This is a genomic window from Amycolatopsis ruanii (genome assembly GCF_003385175.1).
Taxonomy (GTDB): domain Bacteria; phylum Actinomycetota; class Actinomycetes; order Mycobacteriales; family Pseudonocardiaceae; genus Amycolatopsis_E; species Amycolatopsis_E thermalba.
In genome coordinates this window covers 53,927-75,097 of record NZ_PQHY01000009.1, presented here as the reverse complement: position 1 = coordinate 75,097, position 21,171 = coordinate 53,927, and the positions used below count along the sequence as shown (strand labels likewise).

Here is a 21,171-nt window from a genome sequence, read left to right as displayed (position 1 = left end):
GTCCCCGGCGACAACTCACCCGCGCGGGGTTTTGTGCCGGAGGACAAACCGGTCGCCGTTAAGCTTCCGGCGTGTCAACGGACATCTCGGGCATCGACGCCCTGGTCGACGCGCTGCTCGGCGAGCTGGACGACCTCGCCGACGCCGTCACCCGGCGCATCCGCCACGAGGTCGTGCTCTACCAGGCCGGCGACCCGGTGCCCACCTCCTCGCTGCGGCAGTCCGTGCGGGACAACGCCGAGCTGATCCTGCGGCAGTTCGTCAGCGACCACGCCCCCGACCTGTCCGCGCCGTGGGCAACCGGGCGCGAGCGCGCCCAGCAGGGGGCGCCGCTGCCGGAGGTGGTGCGGGCCTACCGCGTCGGGTTCGCGCACCTGTGGGACGCGCTGGTCGCCAAGGCGCGCGCATCGTCCTCGGTGGACGACCGGGTGCTCGTCGATTTCGCCGCGACGGTGTGGCGGCTGGTCGGCACCTACACCGACGCGATGGCCGACGCCTACCGGGACACCGCCTCGCAGATCATGCTGGAGCGCGAGCACGAGCGGTCGATGCTGGTCGAGGCGTTGTTCACCGGTGTCCTCGCCCAGGACACGCTGTGGGAGGCCGCACAGACGCTGGGACTGCCGGTGGAGGGTTGTTTCGTCGTCGTGGCCGCGGAGATCCCCGAGCTGGGCAAGCGGTCCCTGGTGGGCATCGAGTCACGGCTGCGGTCGGACGGGATCCGCTCGGCGTGGCGGCTGTCGCCCGAGGAGCACATCGGCGTGCTGGCGCTGCCGTACCCGTCGCTGGGGGAACGGCTGCCGGACCTGCTGCGCGGCCGCGCCACGGCGCGGATCGGGCTCAGCCCCGCCTACCCCCACCTGCGGGAAACCCCGCGGGCGCTGCGGCTGGCGCGGCTGGCGCTGGGCACCCTGCCGCCCGGCCGGGCCGGCGTCGCGCCGTGGGACGACGCGCCGGTCGCGGTGCTGATCGCCGCCGCGCCCGGGGAGGCCGAGCGGGTGGCGAGCGCGGTGTTCGGCCGGCGGCTGGACCTGCCGCCCGCCGACCGGAAGGTGCTGGTCGACACGCTGGACGCGTGGTTCGCCTGCGCCGGGTCGGCCGCCGAGGCCGGCAAGCGGCTGTACTGCCACCCCAACACCGTGCGCTACCGGTTGCGGCGGGTCGAGGAACTCACCGGCCGTGGGCTGGGCGACCCCCGGGCCGTGGCGGAACTGGCGACGGCGCTGCAGGTCGTGCGGCTGCTGCCGGCGCGCGAGTGACGCTACGGTCGGGCGATGACCGATGACGCCGGCTCGCGCCCCGCGCCGTGGCGGGACGCCTGGACCGAGAGCAGCCTGTTCCGGGACCGCGCACCCCGCGGGGACACTGGGGACTACCGGACCCTGACCTACGAGGTGACCGGGCGGATCGCCCGGATCACGTTCGACCGGCCCGAGCGGGGCAACGCGATCACCGCCGACACGCCGTTCGAACTGGCCGCCGCGGTGGAACGCGCCGACCTCGACCCGCGCGTGCACGTCATCCTCGTCTCCGGGCGGGGCAAGGGGTTCTGCGGCGGCTACGACCTGTCGATCTTCGCCGAGCACGGCGACGCGCCGCCGGAGACGGACCCGGACCGGGCCGGGACCGTGCTCGACCCGGTGGTGCAGGCACGCAACCACGACCCGTCGCGGCCGTGGGACCCGATGGCCGACTACGCGATGATGAGCCGGTTCAACCGCGGCTACGCCAGCCTGCTGCACGCGACCAAGCCGACGGTGGCGAAGCTGCACGGGTTCTGCGTCGCGGGCGGCACGGACATCGCGCTGCACTGCGACCTGATCGTGGCCGCCGACGACACGAAGATCGGCTACCCGCCCACCCGCGTGTGGGGTGTGCCCGCGACCGGCCTGTGGGCCCACCGGCTCGGCGACCAGCGCGCGAAACGGCTGCTGTTCACCGGCGACTGCATCACCGGCAGGCAGGCCGCCGAGTGGGGGCTGGCGGTGGAGTCCGCGCCGGCCGGCCGGCTGGACGAGGTCACCGAGGCGCTGGTCGCCAAGATCGCCCTGCTGCCGGTCAACCAGCTGATGATGGTCAAGCTCGCCCTCAACAGCGCGCTGACCACGCAGGGTGTGGCCAACTCGGCGATGATCGGCACCGTCTTCGACGGCATCTCGCGCCACACCCGCGAGGGCTACGCGTTCCAGGACCGCGCGCGAACGGCGGGTTTCCGGCAGGCGGTGCGCGAGCGCGACGAGCCGTTCGGGGACGTCAAACGCACCTGACGGTCATCCCGCGGCGTCAGGTGGGGATCAGCAGCACCCACACCGGTCCGGTGGCGGCGGGCAGCGGCGCGCCGCCCGGGGTGGCGAAGGTGGTGATGGTCTGTGGCGCTGGGCGGGGCTGGATGGCGTCGGAGGCCGCGCTGTTCGGGGACGTCAGACGGCCCTGGCGGTCATCCCGTGGTGTCAGGTGGGGATCAGCACCACCCACACCGGTCCGGTGGCGGCGGGCAGCGGCGCGCCGCCCGGCGTGGCGAACGTCGTGACCGCCTGCGGGACCGGACGGGACCAGACGCCCTCGAAGGCGGCGCCGTCGCGCAGCACGGTGGCCGCGCCGGTGCCGACGGTCTGCGCGACCGGCGCGGTCCGGCCCTGGCTGTCCGCGACGGCGCCGGGGCGGGTGGTCACCTGCTGCAAGATCACCGTGCCCGCGCCGAGCTGCCCCGCCTCGGTGGAGGTCAGCGGGCTGCCGTCGAGCCACACGAGCCATCGCCCGCCGTCCCAGCGGAAGTCGAAGGACGCGGCCGGGTAGGACACCGCGCGGCTGGCTGTGGGGGTGCCGCCGGCCGGGGCGGGCCCGCGGGCGATCAGGGCGTCCGGGAGCGGGCCCTCGCCCGCGGGCAGCGCTTCGGGGCGCAGGAACAGGTTGTGCGGGACCGGTCGGGCGTCCTCCCGCACGTAGGCGGCGGGCGCGTCGGCGGGGGAGGCGTTGACGATCCGGTCCGCCAGCGGCGGGGTGTGCAGCGCGCGGTCGACCTCGGGAGCGGCTCCGGAGTAGGCGAACACCGGGCGGCCGAAGGCGGCCAGCAGGTCGTAGTCGGTCTCGCGGGCGCTGCGGAACCGGGTGATCACCGGCGGGCGGCGAGTGGTGAACACCGCGGCGAGGCGGCTCAGCCCGCCTTCGACGGGCTCGGCGACGACGAGGTCGGCCGAGCCGAGGCCGGTCGCGGGCCGCGCCGGGGCCACGTTGTCGATCTTGACGACGAGCACCGGCCCGGCCGGTGCCGCGGGGGCCATCGGACTGCTGGGCCCGGCCGTCGAGCAGCCCGCCAGGAGGCCGGCGCTCGCGAGCCCGGCCAGGCACCGGATGAGCCGTCGTCGCATCACCCCACCCGCTTCCCGTCGGAACCATTGTCCTCCCGGGACGCCCGGCGCGCCCAGCGCCGGTGGTCGCGGTCTTTCACGGCGAACCACGCGACGGCGAAGGCGTCGCCGTCGGGGAGGCCCACCGCGACCTCGCCGTCACGTGGTTCGCCCGCGATCCACAGGCGGCGCCGATCGAGGAGGCCGGCGAGGACGTCCGGTGGGCAGCCGGTGATCCCGAACCGGGCGCGGAGCCCGTCCGGGAACACCGCCCATCCGGACACCGAAGAGCCGTCGATCTCCTCCGGCAGCGTGGCCGCGGTGATCCCGGTCCACGCCCCGGCCGCGAGCAGCCGCACGGCTTTCGCGTTCCGCCGGCGCCGCACCGCGGTCACCCCGACGACGAGGAGGACCGGAGCGAGCACCACCCACGGCAGCGCGCCGCCCACGGTGACCAGCACCGCGACCTCCAGCGCCACCCCCGTGCCGACGGCGGCCCCGAGGACGGCCGTGCACAGCCGCAGCCGCCTATCCTGGCCCGACCGGGAGAGGGGGCCGGAAGCCGGGCGCAGCGCGAGCACCACCACCAAGCCCACCGCGAGGACGGCCACGAAACCCACGTAGAGCACATCCATCCCGTGCGGCGGGTGGTCGATCAGTCCGATGAGGACGGCCACCACGCCCAGTAACGCGAGCGGCAGCGCGACGATCAGCCGGGTGCGGCTCGCCCGCACCGGCGCGCGCAACGCCTCCTCGCCGGTGGCCCAGGACGGCAACCGCCGCACGAACGCCAGCACCAGCGTGCCGGCGAACCCCACCGAAAGCCCCACCGCGGACGTCGAATCCCAGCCACCGGCCAGGTGCACCGCGGCCACCATCGCGAACACCGCGAAGACCCACCAGCGCGGCCGCCACGCGCGCTCCTCCACCACTTCCTCCACTGGCCCGGTTCCGCCCGCAGCCTAACCAGCCGCCCGCGACGGCGGGAAACCATTTCGGACGCCGCTTGCGGACCGAGTGCCGGACGGGTTATGGTGCGAGGGATCTTCCCGGATGCCGGCTCAGCCGCCCGCGAGATCGTCTCTCTTCTCCACCTCACCCGGTGACACCGTTCCGGGTTTCTCCCTTCCGGCGATCCACGCCGCCTTCCCTTTTTTGGAGTACCACCATGTCCTGTCACGGCATTCTCGACATCTCCGGCAAAACCGCCACTCTCGGCTACGGCCGCGGTGGCCCCACTGTCCCCTTAGGACTCGTCCGGGCGCACGGTCTGCGGCGCGGCGACGAAATCGTCCTGGACGGCCAGGAACTGGTGTCGGTCAACGGCGCCGATCCCGGCGGCCGCCGTCCCGAGTTCGACCGGCTCACCCCGGTGCACCCGGACCGGCGGCTCGTGCTGGAGACCGCCCGCCACCAGCTCACCACCCGCGTGCTCGACCTGGCCCAGCAGGTCGGCACGGGGCAGCGCGCGCTCGTCGTCGCGCCGCCGCGTACCGGCAAAACCGCCGTCCTGCAAGCGATCGCGCACGCCGTCGCCACCAACCACCCGGACGCGCACCTCATGGTGCTGCTCGCCGACGAGCGGCCGGAGGAGGTCACCGACCTGAGCCGCTCGGTCCGCGGTGAGGTCATCGCCTCCACGTTCGACCGCGCGCCTGCCGAGCACACCGCCGTCGCCGAACTCGCCCTCGAACGCGCGAAACGCCTGGTCGAGACCGGACGTGACGTCGTCCTGCTGCTCGACTCGCTGACCCGGCTGGGCCGCGCGTACAACCTCGCCGCCCGGGCGTCCAGCCGCACCCTGTCCGGCGGTGTCGACGCGGGCGCCCTGCACCCGATGAAGAAGATCCTCGGCGCCGCGCGCAACATCGAGGACGGGGGCTCGCTCACGATCATCGCCACGGCGCTCGTCGGCACCGGTTCCCTGGCCGACACCGTGTTCTTCGAGGAACTCAAGAGCACCGGCAACGCCGAGCTGCGCCTCGACCGCACCCTCGCCGACCACCGCGTGTACCCGGCCATCGACCTGTTCGCCTCCGGCACCCGCCGCGACGAGCTCCTGCTGTCGCCGGCGGAACTGACCGTGATGACGGAGGTCCGCCGCGCGCTGGCGGGCCAGGACCCGCGGCGCGCGACCGAACAGTTCCTGGAGCAGCTGCGCACGACGAGGTCCAACGCCGAGTTCGTCGCGCGGGTGTCCGCCACCGCCGCCGCGTGAGGTTTCCCGGCCCGCGCGATATTCGGGAGGAGCTCCCGCGGCCGGGCCGCTACAGTCCGGCCCGTGAACGCCCTCTTCTGCGACCTCCCGCTGGCCGGACGAATCGAACGAGCCGAAGCACGACGGATGGCCGAGGCCACCGGTGTCGCGCGGGGCAGGCCCGGCTCGGCCGCCTTCGTGCGGCCCGTCGCCGGGGGAGTGGCGACCTTCGCCGAAGCCGGGTCGCCGCTGAACAAGATCGCCGGCCTCGGATTCGGCGGCGTGCCGGCCCCGGACGTGCTCGACGAAACCGAACAGGCCTTCGCCGCGGTGGGCTCCCCGGTGCAGGCCGAACTCGCGCACGTGGCCGACCCCGCGATCGCCGCGACGCTGTCCGGGCGCGGGTACCGGCTGGAGTCCTTCGAGAACGTGCTGGGCCGCAGCCTGCGGGAGGAGCCGGACCGGGTGACACCGCCGGGGGTCGAGATCCGGCCGGTCGGTGCCGGGGAGTTCGGCACCTGGCTGGACACCGCCGTGGACGCCTTCACCCAGCCCGAGACCGACGGGCCGCCGCCCGACCAGGAGTTCCCCCGCGAGGTCCTCGCGCGCGCCCTCCGCGACCTCGCCGGGGACGGCGTGCGGCGCTACCTGGCGCTGTGCGACGGAGTCGTCGCCGGTGCGGGCAGCATGTGCGTCACCGACGGGCTCGCGCAGTTCACCGGCGCGGCGACCCTGCCCGGCCACCGGCGCCGCGGCGTCCAGACCGCGCTGCTGTCCGCCCGGCTCGCCGACGCCGTGACCGCAGGCTGCGACCTCGCCGTCATCACCACGCAACCCGCCTCGAAGTCGCAGCAGAACGCCCAGCGCCGCGGCTTCCAGCTGCTCTACACGCGGGCCGTGCTGGTGAAACCCGCGGATTGAGTGGCGCCCGCCCCGGACACGCCCTGACCCCTAACTTGATTTGTTCCAGACTAGTGCTCTAGGGTCTGCCGCGTGACGTCGGACTTCGAGGCGCAGCTGCGGGCGGTCTCGTTGCGTGTGACCCGGCCCCGCCTGGCGGTGCTGGCCGCGCTGCACGACCACCCGCACGTCGACACCGAAACGGTGATCGAGCTGGTGCGCGCCGACCACCCGACGGTGTCCCATCAGGCCGTCTACGACGTGCTGCGGGCCCTCACCGAGGCCGGGCTGGTGCGCCGCATCCAGCCGGCCGGCGCGAACGCCCGCTACGAGTCCCGGGTGGGCGACAACCACCACCACGTCGTCTGCCGCTCCTGCGGTGCGATCGCCGACGTCGACTGCACCGTCGGCCACGCCCCGTGTCTCACCGCCTCGGACGATCACGGCTTCGTGATCGACCAGGCGGAGGTCGTCTTTTGGGGCGTCTGCCCCGACTGCTCGGCCGCCGCAGTTCCCCACGAAACCGCCAGCTCGGAAGGCAAGTAGATGAGCGACACCCAGGACAACACCCCCTCCAGCGCGCAGGGGGTGGACAAGAAGGCGGCGGCCGGGTGCCCGGTCGCGCACGATTCGGTGACCTCGCACGGCAGCGAGAGCGAGAACCCGGCCATCGACTCGCCGACGCCGAAGTCGAGCGGCCGCCCGCGCACCAACCGCGACTGGTGGCCCAACCAGCTCGACCTGTCGGTGCTGCACGCGCACGACTCCAAGAGCAACCCGCTGGGCAAGGACTTCGACTACGCCAAGGAGTTCGCCAAGCTCGACGTCGAGGCGCTCAAGCGCGACATCGAGCAGGTGCTGACCACCTCGCAGGACTGGTGGCCCGCCGACTTCGGCCACTACGGCGGCCTGATGATCCGCATGAGCTGGCACTCCGCGGGCACCTACCGCATCCACGACGGCCGCGGCGGCGCCGGTGACGGCGCGCAGCGCTTCGCCCCGCTCAACAGCTGGCCGGACAACGCCAACCTGGACAAGGCGCGCCGCCTGCTGTGGCCGGTCAAGCAGAAGTACGGCCAGAAGATCTCGTGGGCCGACCTGCTCGTGTTCGCCGGCAACGTGGCCCTGGAGTCGATGGGCTTCAAGACCTTCGGCTTCGGCTTCGGCCGCGAGGACGTCTGGGAGCCCGAGGAGATCTTCTGGGGCCCGGAGGACGACTGGCTGGGCGACGAGCGCTACGCCGGCGACACCGAGATGGTGCCCGAGCTCGGCGCCACCGAGATGGGCCTGATCTACGTCAACCCGGAGGGTCCCCGCGGCAGCGCGGACTTCATGGCCGCGGCGCACTTCATCCGCGAGACCTTCGGCCGCATGGCGATGAACGACGAGGAGACCGTCGCGCTGATCGCCGGTGGCCACACCTTCGGCAAGACCCACGGCGCCGGCATCGCCGACGACCACGTGGGCCCCGAGCCGGAGGCCGCCCCGCTGGAGGCGCAGGGCCTGGGCTGGCTGAGCACCCACGGCAGCGGCAAGGGCCCGGACACGATCACCAGCGGCCTCGAGGTCACCTGGACCGACAAGCCGACCGAGTGGAGCAACCGCTTCTTCGAGATCCTGTTCGGCTACGAGTGGGAGCTGACCACCAGCCCCGGCGGCGCCAAGCAGTACGTCGCCAAGGACGCGCCGGAGATCATCCCGGACCCGTACGACCCGAACAAGAAGTACAAGCCGACCATGCTCACCACGGACCTGGCGCTGCGCTTCGACCCGGTCTACGGCAAGATCTCGCGCCGGTTCCTGGAGAACCCGGACGAGTTCGCGCTGGCGTTCGCCAAGGCCTGGTACAAGCTGCTGCACCGTGACATGGGCCCGGTCACCCGCTACCTGGGCCCGTGGGTCGCCGAGCCGCAGCTGTGGCAGGACCCGGTGCCGGCCGTGGACCACGAGCTGGTCGGCGAGGCCGACATCGCCGCCCTCAAGGCGAAGGTGGTGGAGTCCGGTCTCACCACCGCCCAGCTGGTCAGCACCGCGTGGGCGTCGGCGGCGAGCTTCCGGTCCACCGACAAGCGCGGTGGCGCCAACGGCGCCCGGATCCGGCTGGAGCCGCAGCGCAACTGGGAGGTCAACCAGCCCGAGCAGCTCGCGGCGGTGCTGGAGAAGCTGGAGGCCATCCAGCGCGAGTTCAACGAGGCCGGCGGCGCGAAGATCTCGCTGGCCGACCTGATCGTGCTGGCCGGTTCGGCCGCGGTGGAGAAGGCCGCGCGCGACGCGGGCGTCGAGGTGACCGTGCCGTTCCACCCGGGCCGCACCGACGCCAGCCAGGAGCAGACCGACGTCGAGTCGTTCAAGGTGCTCGAGCCGCGCGCCGACGGGTTCCGCAACTACCTGCGGGCCGGTGAGAAGCTCCAGCCGGAGGTGCTGCTGGTCGACCGCGCCTACATGCTGGACCTGACCGCGCCGGAGATGACCGTCCTGGTCGGCGGTCTGCGGTCGCTGGGCGCCAATCACGGCGGCGTCCAGCACGGTGTCCTCACCGACAAGCCGGGTGTGCTCACCAACGACTTCTTCGCCAACCTGCTCGCGCCGGGCACCCAGTGGAAGGCGTCGGAGTCGGAGGAGAACGTCTACGAGATCCGCGACGTGGCGACCGGCGAGCTGAAGTGGACGGCCACCCCGGTCGACCTCATCTTCGGCTCCAACTCGCAGCTGCGGGCCCTCGCGGAGGTCTACGCCAGCGACGACGCGCGGGAGAAGTTCGTCAACGACTTCGTCGCGGCCTGGACGAAGGTCATGGAACTGGACCGGTTCGACCTGTCCTGATCCCCCAACCCCAGCGGCGAGCCCGGCCGGTCCACAGTGGACCGGCCGGGCTCGTCCCGTTGCTGCCGGTGCCCCGGTCCGGACCTCACGGGGCCTCCGGCACCTCGCGCACCGCGCCCTTGTCCGCTGACAGGGCCATCGCCGCGTAGGCGCGCAGCGCGGTGGACACCGTGCGCTCCCGGTTCCGGGGCCGGAAGGTCGCCTGGGCCCGGCGTTGCGCCAGCACCTCGGCGGGCACGTCGAGGTGCAGCGTGCGGCCGGGGATGTCGATGACGATCCGGTCGCCGTCCTCGACCAGGGCGATCGTCCCGCCCGCGGCGGCCTCCGGGGAGACGTGCCCGATCGACAGGCCCGAGCTGCCGCCGGAGAACCGGCCGTCGGTGACCAGCGCGCAGACCGTGCCGAGGCCGCGTCCCTTCAGGTACGAGGTGGGGTTGAGCATTTCCTGCATGCCGGGGCCGCCGCGCGGGCCCTCGTACCGCACCACCACGACATCGCCGGGCCGCACGCGCCCGGCCAGGATCGCCTCGGCGGCTTCCTCCTGCGATTCGGTCACCACGGCCGGCCCGGCGAAGGCCAGCACCGACGGGTCCACCCCGGCGGTCTTGACCACGCAGCCGTCCTCGGCGAGGCTGCCGCGCAGCACGGCCAGCCCGCCGTCGTCGGAGTAGGCGTGGGCGGCGTCGCGGATGCAGCCGCCCGCGGCGTCCAGATCCAGGTCGTGCCACCGTTCGGATTGCGAGAACGCTTCGGTGGTGCGGCGGCAGCCGGGTGCGGCGTGGAACAGCTCGACCGCCTCCGGGGAGGGCGAGCCGCCGCGGACGTCCCAGGTCTTGAGCCATTCGGCGAGCGAGCCGGCGTGCACGCTGTGCACGTTCTCGTGCAGGTGCCCGGCGCGGTGCAGTTCCCCGAGGAGCGCCGGGATGCCGCCGGCCCGGTGCACGTCCTCCATCAGGTAGTTGCCGTTGGGGGCGACCTTGCACAGGCACGGCACCTCGCGGGACCGCTGCTCGATGTCGGCCAGCGTGTAGTCCAGACCGGCCTCGTGCGCGGCGGCGAGCAGGTGCAGGACGGTGTTGGTGGATCCGCCCATCGCCAGGTCGAGCGCCATCGCGTTGTCGAAGGCGGCCCGCGAGGCGATGGCCCGGGGCAGCACGCTCTCGTCGCCGGTGTCGTAGAAGCGGCGCGCCAGGTCCACGACGGTGCGCCCGGCCTGCTCGTAGAGGGCGCGGCGCGCGGTGTGGGTGGCCAGCACCGAGCCGTTGCCGGGCAGGGCGAGTCCGAGGGCCTCGGTGAGGCAGTTCATCGAGTTGGCGGTGAACATGCCCGAACAGGATCCGCAGGTCGGGCAGGCGGCTTCCTCGATGCGGGCGATGTCGGCGTCGGACACGGTGTCGGCGGCGGCGTCGGACATCGCCGAGACCAGGTGCAGCTTGGTGCGGACCGTGCCGTCGACGAGGACCGCGGTGCCGCCCTCCATCGGGCCGCCGGAGACGAACACGGTGGGGATGTTCAGGCGCAGCGCGGCCATCAGCATGCCGGGGGTGATCTTGTCGCAGTTGGAGATGCACACCAGGGCGTCGGCGCGGTGGGCCTGCACCATGTACTCGACGGAGTCGGCGATCAGGTCGCGGGAGGGCAGCGAGTACAGCATCCCCTCGTGGCCCATGGCGATGCCGTCGTCGACGGCGATCGTGTTGAACTCGCGCGGGATGCCGCCGGCCGCGCGGATCGCCTCGGACACGATCCGGCCGACCGGCTGGAGGTGGACGTGGCCGGGCACGAACTCGGTGAAGCTGTTGGCGACGGCCACGATCGGCTTGCCGAAGTCCTCGCGGGCCACACCCGCGGCGCGCAGCAGCGCGCGGGCACCGGCCATGTTGCGTCCGTGGGTGACAGTGCGTGATCGCAGTTCGGGCATGCGCTCACGATGCCCGCCGCGTGCGGGGAAGCGAAGACGCTGCGAACACCAGTAGCGGCACTACTAGTGTTGCGGGGTGACCATGCGTGCCCTCGGGGAGTTCCTGCGCAACCGGCGGACCCGGCTCGTGCGGGCCGAGCTCGACCTGCCCCCGGTGGGCCGCGGCCGGACCACCGGGCTGCGCCGCGAGGAGGTCGCGTTCCTGTCGGGTGTCAGCGTCACCTGGTACACCTGGCTGGAGCAGGGCCGCGACATCAACCCCTCGCGCGAGGTCCTCGACGCGATCGCGCGCACGCTGCGGCTGAGCGGCGCCGAGCACGCCTACGTGGTTTCCCTCGCCGGATACACGGCGCCACCGCCGCCCGCCGCGCCGGTGCCCGAAGCCGCGCCGCGGCACGTGCAGCGGCTGCTCGACGCGCTCGCGCAGTCGCCCGCCTACGCGGTGGCGCCGGACTGGCAGATCACCGGCTGGAACGCCGCCTACGCGGCGCTCTACCCGAACGTCGCGACCGTCCCGGCGCAGGACCGCAACCTGCTGTGGCTGGTGTTCACCGACCCGTACGTGCGGCAGCTGCTGCCGGACTGGGAGGTCACCAGCCGCCGGTTCCTGGCCGAGTTCCGGGCCGAGGCCGGTCCCCGGCTGGGGGAGTTCGGTTACCTGATCGACCGGCTGCTGGCGGCCAGCGATCACTTCCGGGCGGGCTGGGAGAGCCTGGGCGTCGAGCGGTTCGCCTCCCGCGAGCGCCTGTTCCGGCACCCGGTGGCGGGGGAGCTGCTGCTGGAACACCACCAGCTCACGCCTCAGGACCACCCCGGCCTGCACCTGGTCGTCTACACCCCGGTGCGCGAGGCCGACACCGCGACGCTGCGGCGGCTGCTCGCCGCACCACCCGTATCCATCGAACGAACTGAGGAGAACGCATGATCCGGCGCTGGAACCCGGACACCGTCGCCGCCCCCATCGGGATGTACAGCCACCTGGCCCAGGTGCCGTCCGGGCACGAGCTGGTGGTGATCTCCGGCCAGGTCGGCGCGCTGCCCGATGGCTCGCTCGCGGGTGCCGACGCCGAGGCCCAGACCGAGGCGGTGTTCGCCAACCTGGAGCGGCTCCTGGCGGCGGCGGGCGCGCAGCCGGGGCACGTGGTGAAGGTGTTCAGCATGGTGGCCGGCGCCGAGCACCTGCCCGGCTTCCGCTCGGTGGTGAAGCGGACCTTCACCCGCTGGTACCCGGACGGCGACTGGCCGGCGCAGTCGCTGATCGTGGCGGCCGCGCTGGCCCGGCCGGACATCCTGGTGGAGGTCGAGGCGATGGCCGCGGTGCCGCGCTGACGCCCACTCCGAGCCCGCCGTGACGGCGATGCGCGAGGCTGCTCGACCCGTGGCCCAGCACCGCGGTGCTGGGCCACGGCACGCCGGCCGTGGACGGCCCCGTCGACCGTCCACGGCCCTCACCCGGCGGTCACTGGTACAGCGCCGCCTGGATCTTCGGGTCGTTGATGTTGCTCTTGTCGTACCAGTAGTACGCCGTGTCGATCCGCTTCGGCAGTTGTTCGCCGTTGATGGCCTTCAGCGCGGCGTCCACCAGCTGCCGTCCCATGTCCACCGGGTCCTGCGTCACGGCGCCGGCCATCAGGCCGCTGTTGATCGCGTCGATCTGGGCCTTGCCGGAGTCGAACCCGACGATCGTCAGGCCCTGCTTCCCGCTCTCCTGCACGCCCTTGATCACCCCGATCGCCGAGCCCTCGTTGGAGGCGTAGATCCCCTTCAGGTCCGGGTTCGCCGCGATGATCGACTTGGTGATGTTGGCCGACTCCAGCTGGTCACCCCCGCCGTACTGGGGCGCCAGCACCGTGATGCCGGGCGCGTTCTTCGCCATCCAGTCCAGGAACCCGTCCCGCCGGTCCTTGCCCGACAGGCTCGTCTGGTCGTGCACCACCAGCGCGACCTTGCCCTGCCCGCCGATCTGCTCGGCCAGGTGCTTGGCCGCCTCCGCCGCCGCGGCCTTGTTGTCCGTGGCCACGGTCGTCACCGGGATGTCACTGTCCACACCGGAGTCGAACGCCACGACCGGGACGTTCTGCGCCTTCGCCTGCTGCAGCAGGGGAGCGGCCGCGCGCGAGTCCAGCGCGGCGAACCCGAGCGCCCGTGGCGATTTCGCCAGCTCGTTGGTGAGCATGTTGACCTGCTGCTCGACGTCCTTCTCGGTCGCCGGGCCGACGAAGGTCGTACGGGCGCCCTTCGCGGCGGCCTGGTCCTCGGCGCCCTTCTTCACGGCCTGCCAGAACTGGTGCTGGAAGCCCTTCGACACGATGGCGATGAGCGGCCCGTTCCCGCCGCCCGCGGGGCGGCCGTCCTGGCCGCACGCGGTCATCGTCAGCGCCAGCACGGCGCCGGCGACCGCGGCGACGATCTTCTGCGTCCTCATCAAGAACTCCTTCGTTCTCTCAGGCTTCCCGTTTCCGGATCCGGTCGGTGTAGACGGCCACCAGGATCACGCACCCGAGGATGACGTTCTGCCACTCCTGCGGGATCGACATGATCTGCAGCCCGTTGTTCAGCACCGAGATGATCAGCGCGCCGATCAGGGTGCCGATGATGGAGCCCTTGCCGCCGGACAGCGACGTCCCGCCGATCACCACGGCGGCGATCGCCTGCAGCTCGTACCCCATGCCGGTGGCCGGCTGCGCCGACCCCAGCCGCGCCGAGATCATCACCCCGGCCAGGCCGGTGAACAGCCCGGCGAACGCGTAGATCCCGACCTTCCACCGGCGCACGTCGATGCCGGACAGCGCGGTCGCTTCCTCGTTGCTGCCGATCGAGTACGTGTAGCGGCCGAGCACCGTCTTGGTCAGCAGCACGCCCGCGATGATCGCGATCGCGGCCAGGATGAGCACCGCGTTGGGCACGTTCGGGATCAGGTTGCCCGCGGAGATGTCGATGTAGCCGGGCGAGTCGCTGAAGTAGATCGGGGTGCTGTTCGACAGCACCAGCGCCAGCCCCTCGGCGACCAGCATCATCGCCAGCGTCGCGATGAACGGCGGGATCTTCAGCAGCGCCACGTTGATGCCGTTGACCAGCCCCATCAGCCCGCCGAACAGGATCGCCAGCGGCACCCCGACCGCCGGCGGCAGGCCGGAGTTCACGATGAACACCCCGGACATCACCGCGCACAACGCCATGCCGGTGCCGATCGACAGGTCGATGCCGCCGGTGATGATCACGAACGTGGTGCCGATCGCGAGCGTCCCGATCACCACCGTGGAGAACAGGATGGCGATGAAGTTGCCGTAGGAGAAGAAGAACGGGCTGACGATCGAGAAGAACGCGTAGATCACGATGAGGCTGGCGAAGGCCAGCAGCTGCTGCAGCCTGCTCTTGATCGCGCCGGCCACCCCGCCGGTGCGCTGCGGCTCCGCCGGGGGAGCTTTCACCGTGGTCATGACTGACCTGCCTTCCCTTCGGGGGCGAGACCGAGTTCGGCGGCGTCGGCGGGATTCTCGTCCGGCCGCAGGGTCGCGTAGTGCATGATGTTCTCCTGGGTCGCCTCGGCGGCGTCGAGCACGCGGGTCACGCGGCCCTCGCTCATCACCACCACGCGGTGGGACATGCGCAGGATCTCCGGGAGTTCCGAGGAGATCATGATGATCGACTTGCCCTGCCCGGTCAGCTCGCGCAGCAGCTGGTAGATCTCCTCCTTCGCGCCGACGTCGATGCCGCGCGTCGGCTCGTCGAAGATGAGGACCTCGCAGTCCTTGGCCAGCCACTTGGCGATGACGACCTTCTGCTGGTTGCCGCCGGAGAGGTTCTTCGTCGTCTGGTCGAGCGAGGGCGTCTTGATGCGCAGCGCGCCGACGTAGCGTCCGGCCTTCGCCCGCAGCGCGCCGTCGCGCACGAACCCGGCCCTGGTGAACTGGTCCCGCAGCGCCGACAACGCGATGTTGGCCTTGACGTCCTGGTCCAGCAGCAGGCCGAACCGCTTCCGGTCCTCCGACAGGTAGCCGATGCCCAGTTTCGCGGCGTCGGCCGGGGTGCCGATGCGGACCGGCCTGCCGTGCAGGGTGACGGTGCCGGCCTCGGCCTTGTCCGCGCCGACCAGCGCCCGCGCGACCTCGGTCCGGCCGGCGCCCATCAGGCCGGCGAAGCCGAGGATCTCGCCGTGCCGCAGGTCGAACGACACGTCCTTGAGCAGGTCCCGGGTGCGCAGGCCCTCGACGCGCAGCACGACCTCCCGGTCGGAGCGCACCCCCTCCGGGCGGGCCTCGGTGTCGATGGCCCGGCCCACCATCAGGGCGATGATGTCCGGGGTGGCGGCCGTCGCCATGTCGAGCGTGTCGATGTACTCGCCGTCGCGGATCACGGTGACCCGGTCGGCGATGCGCTTGATCTCCTCCATCCGGTGGGAGATGTAGATGACGCCGGTGCCCGGCCGCACGAACCGGCGGATCAGCTCGTGCAGCGTCGCCACCTCGGCGTCGTTGAGCGCGGCGGTCGGCTCGTCCATGATCAGCACACGCGGGTCGTAGGACAGCGCCTTGGCGATCTCCACCATCTGCTGGTTGGCCACGGTCAGCTCGCCCACCACGGCCCGCGGGTCCAGGCGCAGGTGCAGCCGGTCGAGCAGGTCGGCGGTGTCGGCGTTGAGCTTGCGCTCGTCGAGCAGCAGCCGCCCGCGGCGGGGTTCCCGGCCGATGAAGACGTTCTGCGCGACCGTCAGGTGCGGCACCAGGTTGAACTCCTGGTGGATGATGCTGATGCCCAGCTCCAGGGCGTGCCGCGGGCCGGCGGGCCGGTAGGGCTCGCCGCCCAGCCGGAACTGGCCCGCGTCGGCGCTGTGGATGCCGGACAGCAGCTTCATCAGCGTGGACTTGCCCGCGCCGTTCTCGCCGACCAGCGCGAGCACCTCGCCGGACCGCAGCTCCAGCCGCATGTCGTGCAGCGCGCGCACGCCGGGGAAGCTCTTGTCCACGCCCTCGACTTCGAGCAACGGTTCCGTCATCGTCGCGACCCCGCTCATCGCACCCGCTCCGCCACACCGTAGATCGCGCTCGCGGTGCCGGACAACACGAGCGACCGTTCGCTGGCCGGCAGCTCACCGATCAGTGCCGACACCGCGTCCCAGGTCCGGCCGTACCCTCCACTGGGGACGGTCATCGGCCAGTCCCCGCCGTACATCAGCCGGCCCGCGCCGAACACCTCGAACGCCGCCTCCACCGCCGGCCGCGCGGCGTCGGCGGTCAGCGGCTCGCCGGGCCGCTGCAGTCCGGAGATCTTCGCGACCGTGCCGGGGTGCGCGGCCACCGCCCGCAGCGTGGACAGCCAGGCGCGGAACTCTTCCGGGTCCGCGGGCGGTTTGCCGAGGTGGTCGACCACGATCGTCAGCTCCGGCAGGGCCGCCGCCAGGTCGGCGACCTGGCCGAGGTGCCGGGGCCAGGCGTCGGGGACGTCGAACGGCAGTCCGCGCTCGGCGAGCACGGCCAGCGAGCGGCGGACCGCGGGCAGGTCGAGGAAGTCCGCGCGCGGGTCGTCGTGCACCAGGTGCCGCACCCCGCGGAAGGCCGGGTGCCGCTGCCACCGGTCGAGCTGGCGGCGCGCGGTGTCCGGGTCGTCGAGGCGGACCCAGCCGACCACCCCGGCGATCCAGTCGTGCCGGCCGGCCTGGGCGAGCATGAACTCGGTGTCGGTCTCGGAGTCCTCGGCCTGCACCAGCACGGCCGTGGCGATCCCGGCGGCGTCCAGTTCCCGCCGGGCCTGTTCCGCGGTGAAGGTGGTGTGCAGCGGGCTGCCGGGCGGCAGCCACGCGTACTCGCTCACCGTGAGGTCCCACAGGTGCAGGTGGGTGTCCACGACGTGCCCGGTCATGCCCGGATCAGCCCCTTGTCCCGCAGCGTCGTCCAGAGCTCGGCGGGCACGGTGGCCGCCAGCCGCCGGGCGTTCTGCCGCACCTCCTCCGGGGTGGCCGCGCCGGCCACCACCGCGCGCACCGCCGGGTCCCGCAGCGGGAAGTGCAGCGCGGCGGTGGGCAGGTCGACGCCGAATTCGGCGCACACGGCGGCGATCTCGCGCGCGGTGACCAGGACGTCCGGGGGAGCGGCGGCGTAGTCGTAGCGGCCGGCCGGCTCGGGTGTGGCGAGCAGTCCGGAGTTGAACACGCTCGCGGCCGCCACGCCGATCGAGCGGGCGCGGCACTCGGGCAGCACCTCGTCCAGCGCGGCGTGGTCGAGCAGGGTGAACCGGCCGGCGACCATCAGCAGGTCGGCGATGCCGGAGCGCGCGGCGGCGGCGAGCGCGGCGACCGATTTGGAGCCGACGCCGACCGCCCGCACCACGCCCTCGTCGCGCAGCCCGGCGAGCGCGGGCAGCCCCGAGGCCAGGGCGGGGTCGAGGTCGTACTCCTCGGGGTCGTGCAGGTAGACGACGTCGACGGAATCCAGGCCGAGCCGGGTCAGCGAGTCGTCGAGGCTGCGCCGCACCCCGTCGGCGGAAAAGTCCCACACCCGGCGGTGGTCGGCGGGCACGGCGAACTGGTTCGCCTCGTCCAGGCGGCCCGCGCCGGCCGGGTCGGGCACCAGGAGCCGCCCGGCCTTGGTGGACACCACGAACTCTGCGCGCGGCTTGCCCGCCAGGAACGCGCCGAGGCGGCGCTCGGACAGGCCGAGGCCGTAGTGCGGGGCGGTGTCGAAGTAGCGGATGCCGGAGTCCCACGCGGCCTCCAGCACGGCGTGGGCCTGCTCGTCGCTCATCGGCGCGTACAGGTTGCCCAGGTTCGCGGCGCCGAGCGCGAACGGGCCGGGCAGGCTAGCCATGGGCGTACTCCTGGAGGGAGGCCGCGTGCATCTCGGTGCCCGCGCCCGGCGCCTTCGGCGCGAAGTAGCGTCCACTGTGGACGTCCACCGGGGTGACGAAGTGCTCGTGCAGGTGGTCGACGAACTCGATCATCCGGTCCTGCATGGTCCCGGACACCGCGACGTAGTCGAACATCGCCAGGTGCTGCACCGCCTCGCACAGGCCGACGCCGCCGGCGTGCGGGCACACCCGGACGCCGAACTTGGCGGCCAGCAGCAGGATCGCGATGTTCTCGTTGACCCCGGCCACCCGGGTGGCGTCCAGTTGCAGCACCGACAGCGCCTTGGCCTGCAGGAGCTGTTTGAACAGCACGCGGTTGGCGCCGTGCTCGCCGGTGGCGACCGGGATGGGCGCGACGGCCTCGGCGATCGCGGCGTGGCCGAGGATGTCGTCCGGGCTGGTGGGTTCCTCGATCCAGGCGAGGTCGAACGGGCGCAGCCGCTCCACCCAGGCGATCGCGTCGGCGACGTCCCAGCGCTGGTTGGCGTCCACCGCGATCCGCACGTCCGGGCCGCACACCTCACGCGCGATCCGCAGGCGGCGCACGTCGTCGTCGAGGTCGGCGCCCACCTTGAGCTTGATCTGGCCGAACCCGTCCGCGACCGCCTCCCGGCACAGCCGGGCGAGCTTGTCGTCGTCGTAGCCCAGCCAGCCGGGGGTGGTGGTGTAGGCGGGGTAGCCCTCGCTCAGCAGCCGCGCCTCCCGTTCGGCACGGCCGGGCTGGGCGGCGCGGAGGATGTCCAGCGCCTCCTCGCGGGTCAGCGCGTCGGTCAGGTACCGGAAGTCGACGAGGTCGACGATCTCCTCCGGGCTGAGCGAGGACAGCAGCTGCCACAACGGTTTGCCTTCGCGTTTGGCGCGCAGGTCCCACAGCGCGTTGACGGCCGCGCCGATGGCCATGTGCATGATCCCCTTCTCGGGGCCGAGCCAGCGCAGCTGCGAATCGTGCACCAGCTCGCGCCACAGCCCGCCGAGGCCGGCGAGCGTGGCGTCCACGTCGCGGCCCAGCAGGTGCGGTTCGAGCGCGCGGAGCGCGGCGACCTGGACGTCGTTGCCGCGGCCGATGGTGAAGACGAACCCGTGGCCCTCCAGCCCGTCCCCGGCGTCGGTGACCAGGCGCAGGTAGGCGGCCGAGTAGTCGGGGTCCGGGTTCATCGCGTCGGAACCGTCGAGCGTCTGCGACGTCGGGAACCGGACGTCGTGCGTGTGCAGGGCGACGATGCGTGCCACGGACCCACTCCCTTGTACGCCTCGGTGACGACGCCGACGATAGAGATCCGATGTCTGCGGCGTCAAGGCTCGCGGGCGAGGGGAAAGTTCGCCTAGGATTTCGACGAGATCACGCGAGAGACCCGACCAATATCGTGAGGAAGTGAACCGTGCACCTCGTCCGCCTCGGTCCCGTCAACCAGGAACGTCCCGCCGTCGTCGCCGGCGGCACGACCTACGACCTGACCGGGCTGACCCCCGATCTCGACGGCGGGTTCCTCGCCGGGGGAGGGATCGCGGCGGTGCGGGCCGCGCTGGAGGCCGGTGAGCTGCCGGAGCTGCCGGACGCGTCGTCGCGGCGGGTCGGCTCGCCGGTCGCGCGGCCCGGCGCGATCATCTGCATCGGCATGAACTACGCCGAGCACGCCGCCGAGTCGGGCTCGGCCCCGCCGGACGTGCCGATCATGTTCCTCAAGACGCCCAACACGCTGGCCGGGCCGGACGACCCGGTGACGATCCCGCCCGGCAGTGAACGCACCGACTGGGAGGTCGAACTCGGTGTCGTGATCGGCAAGCGCGCCCTGTACCTCGACTCGCCGTCGCGGAGCCTGGAGCACGTCGCCGGGTTCGTGATCGGCAACGACGTCTCCGAGCGGCAGTACCAGCTCGCCGACTCCGGCGGGCAGTGGAGCAAGGGCAAGTGTGCGCCCGGGTTCAGCCCGCTGGGGCCGTGGCTGGTGCCCGCGGACGAGGTGGACCACACGGATCTGCGGCTGCGCAGCTGGGTCAACGGCGAACCGCGCCAGGACTCCACGACCGCGGACATGATCTTCGGCGTCGAGCACCTGGTGTGGCACCTGAGCCGTTATCTCGCGCTGGAGCCGGGCGACGTGATCATGACCGGCACGCCGCAGGGTGTCGCGTTGTCCGGGAAGTACCCGTACCTGCGGCCCGGGGACGTGGTGGAGCTGGAGATCGAGGTCCTGGGCAGGCAGCGTCAGGAGTTCGTCGCGGCGGAGGTGGCGTGATGGGCGAGTTCGACGGGCTGGTCGCCGCGGTCACCGGCGGGGCGTCCGGGATCGGCGCGGCGGTCGTGGCGGCGCTGCGGGAGCGGGGCGCGCGGGTGGCGGCGCTGGACCTGACCGAGGTCCCGGACGGTCTGCGGGTCGACGTGACCGATGACGAATCGGTGCGGCGGGCGATCTCGGCGGTGGTGGAGCGGTTCGGCGGGCTGGACATCGTGGTGAACAACGCCGGCGTCGGGGCGCAGGGCACGGTCGCCGACAACGACGACGCGGAATGGCTGCGGGTGCTGGACGTGAACCTGCTCGGCATGGTGCGGGTGAGCCGCGCGGCGCTGCCGCACCTGCGCCGGTCCCGCGCCGCGGCGATCGTGAACGTGGGCTCGATCGCGGCGACGGCCGGGCTGCCGCAGCGGGCCCTGTACAGCGCGTCGAAGGGCGCGGTGGCGGCGCTGACGCGGGCGATGGCCGCGGACCACCTGCGCGAGGGGATTCGGGTCAACTGCGTGCACCCGGGCACCGCCGACACGCCGTGGATCGGGCGGCTGCTGGAGCGAGCGGAGGACCCGGAGACCGAGCGGGCGGCGCTGGAGGCGCGGCAGCCGCACGGCAGGCTGGTGTCGCCGGCGGAGGTCGCCCACGCGGTGGCGTACCTGGCCAGCCCGCTGGCGAGGTCCACGGCCGGTGTGGGAGTGGCGGTGGACGGCGGGATGCAGGACCTGCGCCTGCGGCCCCGGTGAGCGCGGGGGCGAGCCGAGGCCGGTCGCCGCGTGGCGGGCGGTTCGGTGCCCACGGTGAGTGGCGCCCCGGGCGGAGCGGGCGCCCGCCTTCGGTGGGCACCGCCGGGCGCGCACGTTGAGTGGCCGTGCTGACCCCGCGGGGCGCCCGCGTTCGGCGGGACGTCGTGGT

Annotated in this window: 19 protein-coding genes; 10 read left to right on the top strand and 9 right to left on the bottom strand. The window is 72.7% G+C overall.

Annotated features, from left to right (window positions below; genetic code table 11):
• Positions 1–71: 71 nt before the first annotated feature.
• Together D0D28_RS07070 and D0D28_RS07065 are read left to right on the top strand one after the other, a co-directional pair.
• On the top strand, positions 72–1,259 hold the full coding sequence (locus D0D28_RS07070) for a PucR family transcriptional regulator (protein WP_116110132.1): 1,188 nt from the start codon (positions 72–74) through the stop codon (positions 1,257–1,259).
• Between the two features lie 15 nt (positions 1,260–1,274).
• Positions 1,275–2,267 carry a crotonase/enoyl-CoA hydratase family protein gene (locus tag D0D28_RS07065; RefSeq protein ID WP_094005363.1) on the top strand — a complete coding sequence of 331 codons (993 nt, stop codon included), beginning with the start codon at positions 1,275–1,277 and terminating at the stop codon, positions 2,265–2,267.
• A gap of 183 nt (positions 2,268–2,450) precedes the next feature.
• Here the strand turns inward: D0D28_RS07065 and D0D28_RS07060 are convergent, their stop codons facing one another.
• Positions 2,451–3,368 carry a DUF3048 domain-containing protein gene (locus tag D0D28_RS07060; protein WP_116110131.1) on the bottom strand — a complete coding sequence of 306 codons (918 nt, stop codon included), beginning with the start codon at positions 3,366–3,368 and terminating at the stop codon, positions 2,451–2,453.
• Positions 3,368–4,276 (bottom strand): DUF4175 domain-containing protein, encoded by a 909-nt coding sequence (locus D0D28_RS07055; RefSeq protein WP_233157251.1) that lies wholly within the window; start codon positions 4,274–4,276, stop codon positions 3,368–3,370. The genes D0D28_RS07060 and D0D28_RS07055 overlap by 1 nt, the downstream gene beginning before the upstream one ends.
• Before the next feature lie 239 nt (positions 4,277–4,515).
• Between D0D28_RS07055 and rho the strand changes: the two genes are divergently transcribed.
• From rho to katG, 4 genes are all read left to right on the top strand, one after another.
• Positions 4,516–5,565, top strand: coding sequence for a transcription termination factor Rho (rho, locus tag D0D28_RS07050; RefSeq protein ID WP_116110130.1), 1,050 nt, complete (start codon positions 4,516–4,518; stop codon positions 5,563–5,565).
• A gap of 63 nt (positions 5,566–5,628) precedes the next feature.
• Positions 5,629–6,465 carry a GNAT family N-acetyltransferase gene (locus tag D0D28_RS07045; protein ID WP_094005367.1) on the top strand — a complete coding sequence of 279 codons (837 nt, stop codon included), beginning with the start codon at positions 5,629–5,631 and terminating at the stop codon, positions 6,463–6,465.
• Between the two features lie 72 nt (positions 6,466–6,537).
• On the top strand, positions 6,538–6,990 hold the full coding sequence (locus tag D0D28_RS07040; protein WP_116110129.1) for a Fur family transcriptional regulator: 453 nt from the start codon (positions 6,538–6,540) through the stop codon (positions 6,988–6,990).
• Positions 6,991–9,267 (top strand): catalase/peroxidase HPI, encoded by a 2,277-nt coding sequence (gene katG / locus D0D28_RS07035; RefSeq protein WP_116110128.1) that lies wholly within the window; start codon positions 6,991–6,993, stop codon positions 9,265–9,267.
• An 85-nt stretch (positions 9,268–9,352) separates the two neighbouring features.
• Here katG and ilvD read toward each other — a convergent pair whose 3' ends face one another.
• Positions 9,353–11,188, bottom strand: coding sequence for a dihydroxy-acid dehydratase (ilvD, locus tag D0D28_RS07030; RefSeq protein WP_116110127.1), 1,836 nt, complete (start codon positions 11,186–11,188; stop codon positions 9,353–9,355).
• Between the two features lie 82 nt (positions 11,189–11,270).
• Here ilvD and D0D28_RS07025 point away from each other — a divergent pair, with 82 nt between their 5' ends.
• A complete protein-coding gene (locus tag D0D28_RS07025) occupies positions 11,271–12,113 on the top strand; it encodes a helix-turn-helix transcriptional regulator (RefSeq protein WP_116110168.1) in 843 nt (280 codons plus the stop codon).
• Positions 12,110–12,517, top strand: coding sequence for a RidA family protein (locus tag D0D28_RS07020; protein ID WP_116110126.1), 408 nt, complete (start codon positions 12,110–12,112; stop codon positions 12,515–12,517). The genes D0D28_RS07025 and D0D28_RS07020 overlap by 4 nt, the downstream gene beginning before the upstream one ends.
• A gap of 130 nt (positions 12,518–12,647) precedes the next feature.
• On the opposite strand, the gene D0D28_RS07015 is transcribed toward D0D28_RS07020, so the two are convergent.
• Genes D0D28_RS07015 through D0D28_RS06990 form a run of 6 tightly spaced genes read right to left on the bottom strand, consistent with a single transcriptional unit; the run spans position 12,648 to position 19,261 of the window.
• Entirely contained in the window at positions 12,648–13,613 is a 966-nt protein-coding gene (locus tag D0D28_RS07015) for an ABC transporter substrate-binding protein (RefSeq protein ID WP_116110125.1), read from the bottom strand.
• Positions 13,614–13,632: 19 nt separating this feature from the next.
• On the bottom strand, positions 13,633–14,628 hold the full coding sequence (locus D0D28_RS07010; protein ID WP_094005373.1) for an ABC transporter permease: 996 nt from the start codon (positions 14,626–14,628) through the stop codon (positions 13,633–13,635).
• Complete coding sequence (locus tag D0D28_RS07005; protein WP_369806796.1) at positions 14,625–16,184, bottom strand: sugar ABC transporter ATP-binding protein; 1,560 nt, start codon at positions 16,182–16,184, stop codon at positions 14,625–14,627. Before D0D28_RS07005 ends, D0D28_RS07010 begins: the two co-directional genes overlap by 4 nt.
• Positions 16,185–16,198: 14 nt before the next feature.
• The gene (locus D0D28_RS07000; protein WP_094005375.1) at positions 16,199–17,047 is read right to left on the bottom strand and encodes an amidohydrolase family protein; all 849 of its coding nucleotides are present in this window, start codon (positions 17,045–17,047) and stop codon (positions 16,199–16,201) included.
• On the bottom strand, positions 17,044–17,991 hold the full coding sequence (locus tag D0D28_RS06995) for an aldo/keto reductase (protein ID WP_116110124.1): 948 nt from the start codon (positions 17,989–17,991) through the stop codon (positions 17,044–17,046). The genes D0D28_RS07000 and D0D28_RS06995 overlap by 4 nt, the downstream gene beginning before the upstream one ends.
• The gene (locus tag D0D28_RS06990) at positions 17,984–19,261 is read right to left on the bottom strand and encodes an L-fuconate dehydratase (RefSeq protein WP_094005377.1); all 1,278 of its coding nucleotides are present in this window, start codon (positions 19,259–19,261) and stop codon (positions 17,984–17,986) included. The genes D0D28_RS06995 and D0D28_RS06990 overlap by 8 nt, the downstream gene beginning before the upstream one ends.
• Before the next feature lie 149 nt (positions 19,262–19,410).
• Here D0D28_RS06990 and D0D28_RS06985 point away from each other — a divergent pair, with 149 nt between their 5' ends.
• Together D0D28_RS06985 and D0D28_RS06980 are read left to right on the top strand one after the other, a co-directional pair.
• The gene (locus D0D28_RS06985; protein WP_116110123.1) at positions 19,411–20,268 is read left to right on the top strand and encodes a fumarylacetoacetate hydrolase family protein; all 858 of its coding nucleotides are present in this window, start codon (positions 19,411–19,413) and stop codon (positions 20,266–20,268) included.
• On the top strand, positions 20,268–21,002 hold the full coding sequence (locus tag D0D28_RS06980) for an SDR family NAD(P)-dependent oxidoreductase (RefSeq protein ID WP_116110122.1): 735 nt from the start codon (positions 20,268–20,270) through the stop codon (positions 21,000–21,002). Before D0D28_RS06985 ends, D0D28_RS06980 begins: the two co-directional genes overlap by 1 nt.
• The last annotated feature ends 169 nt before the right edge of the window (positions 21,003–21,171 follow it).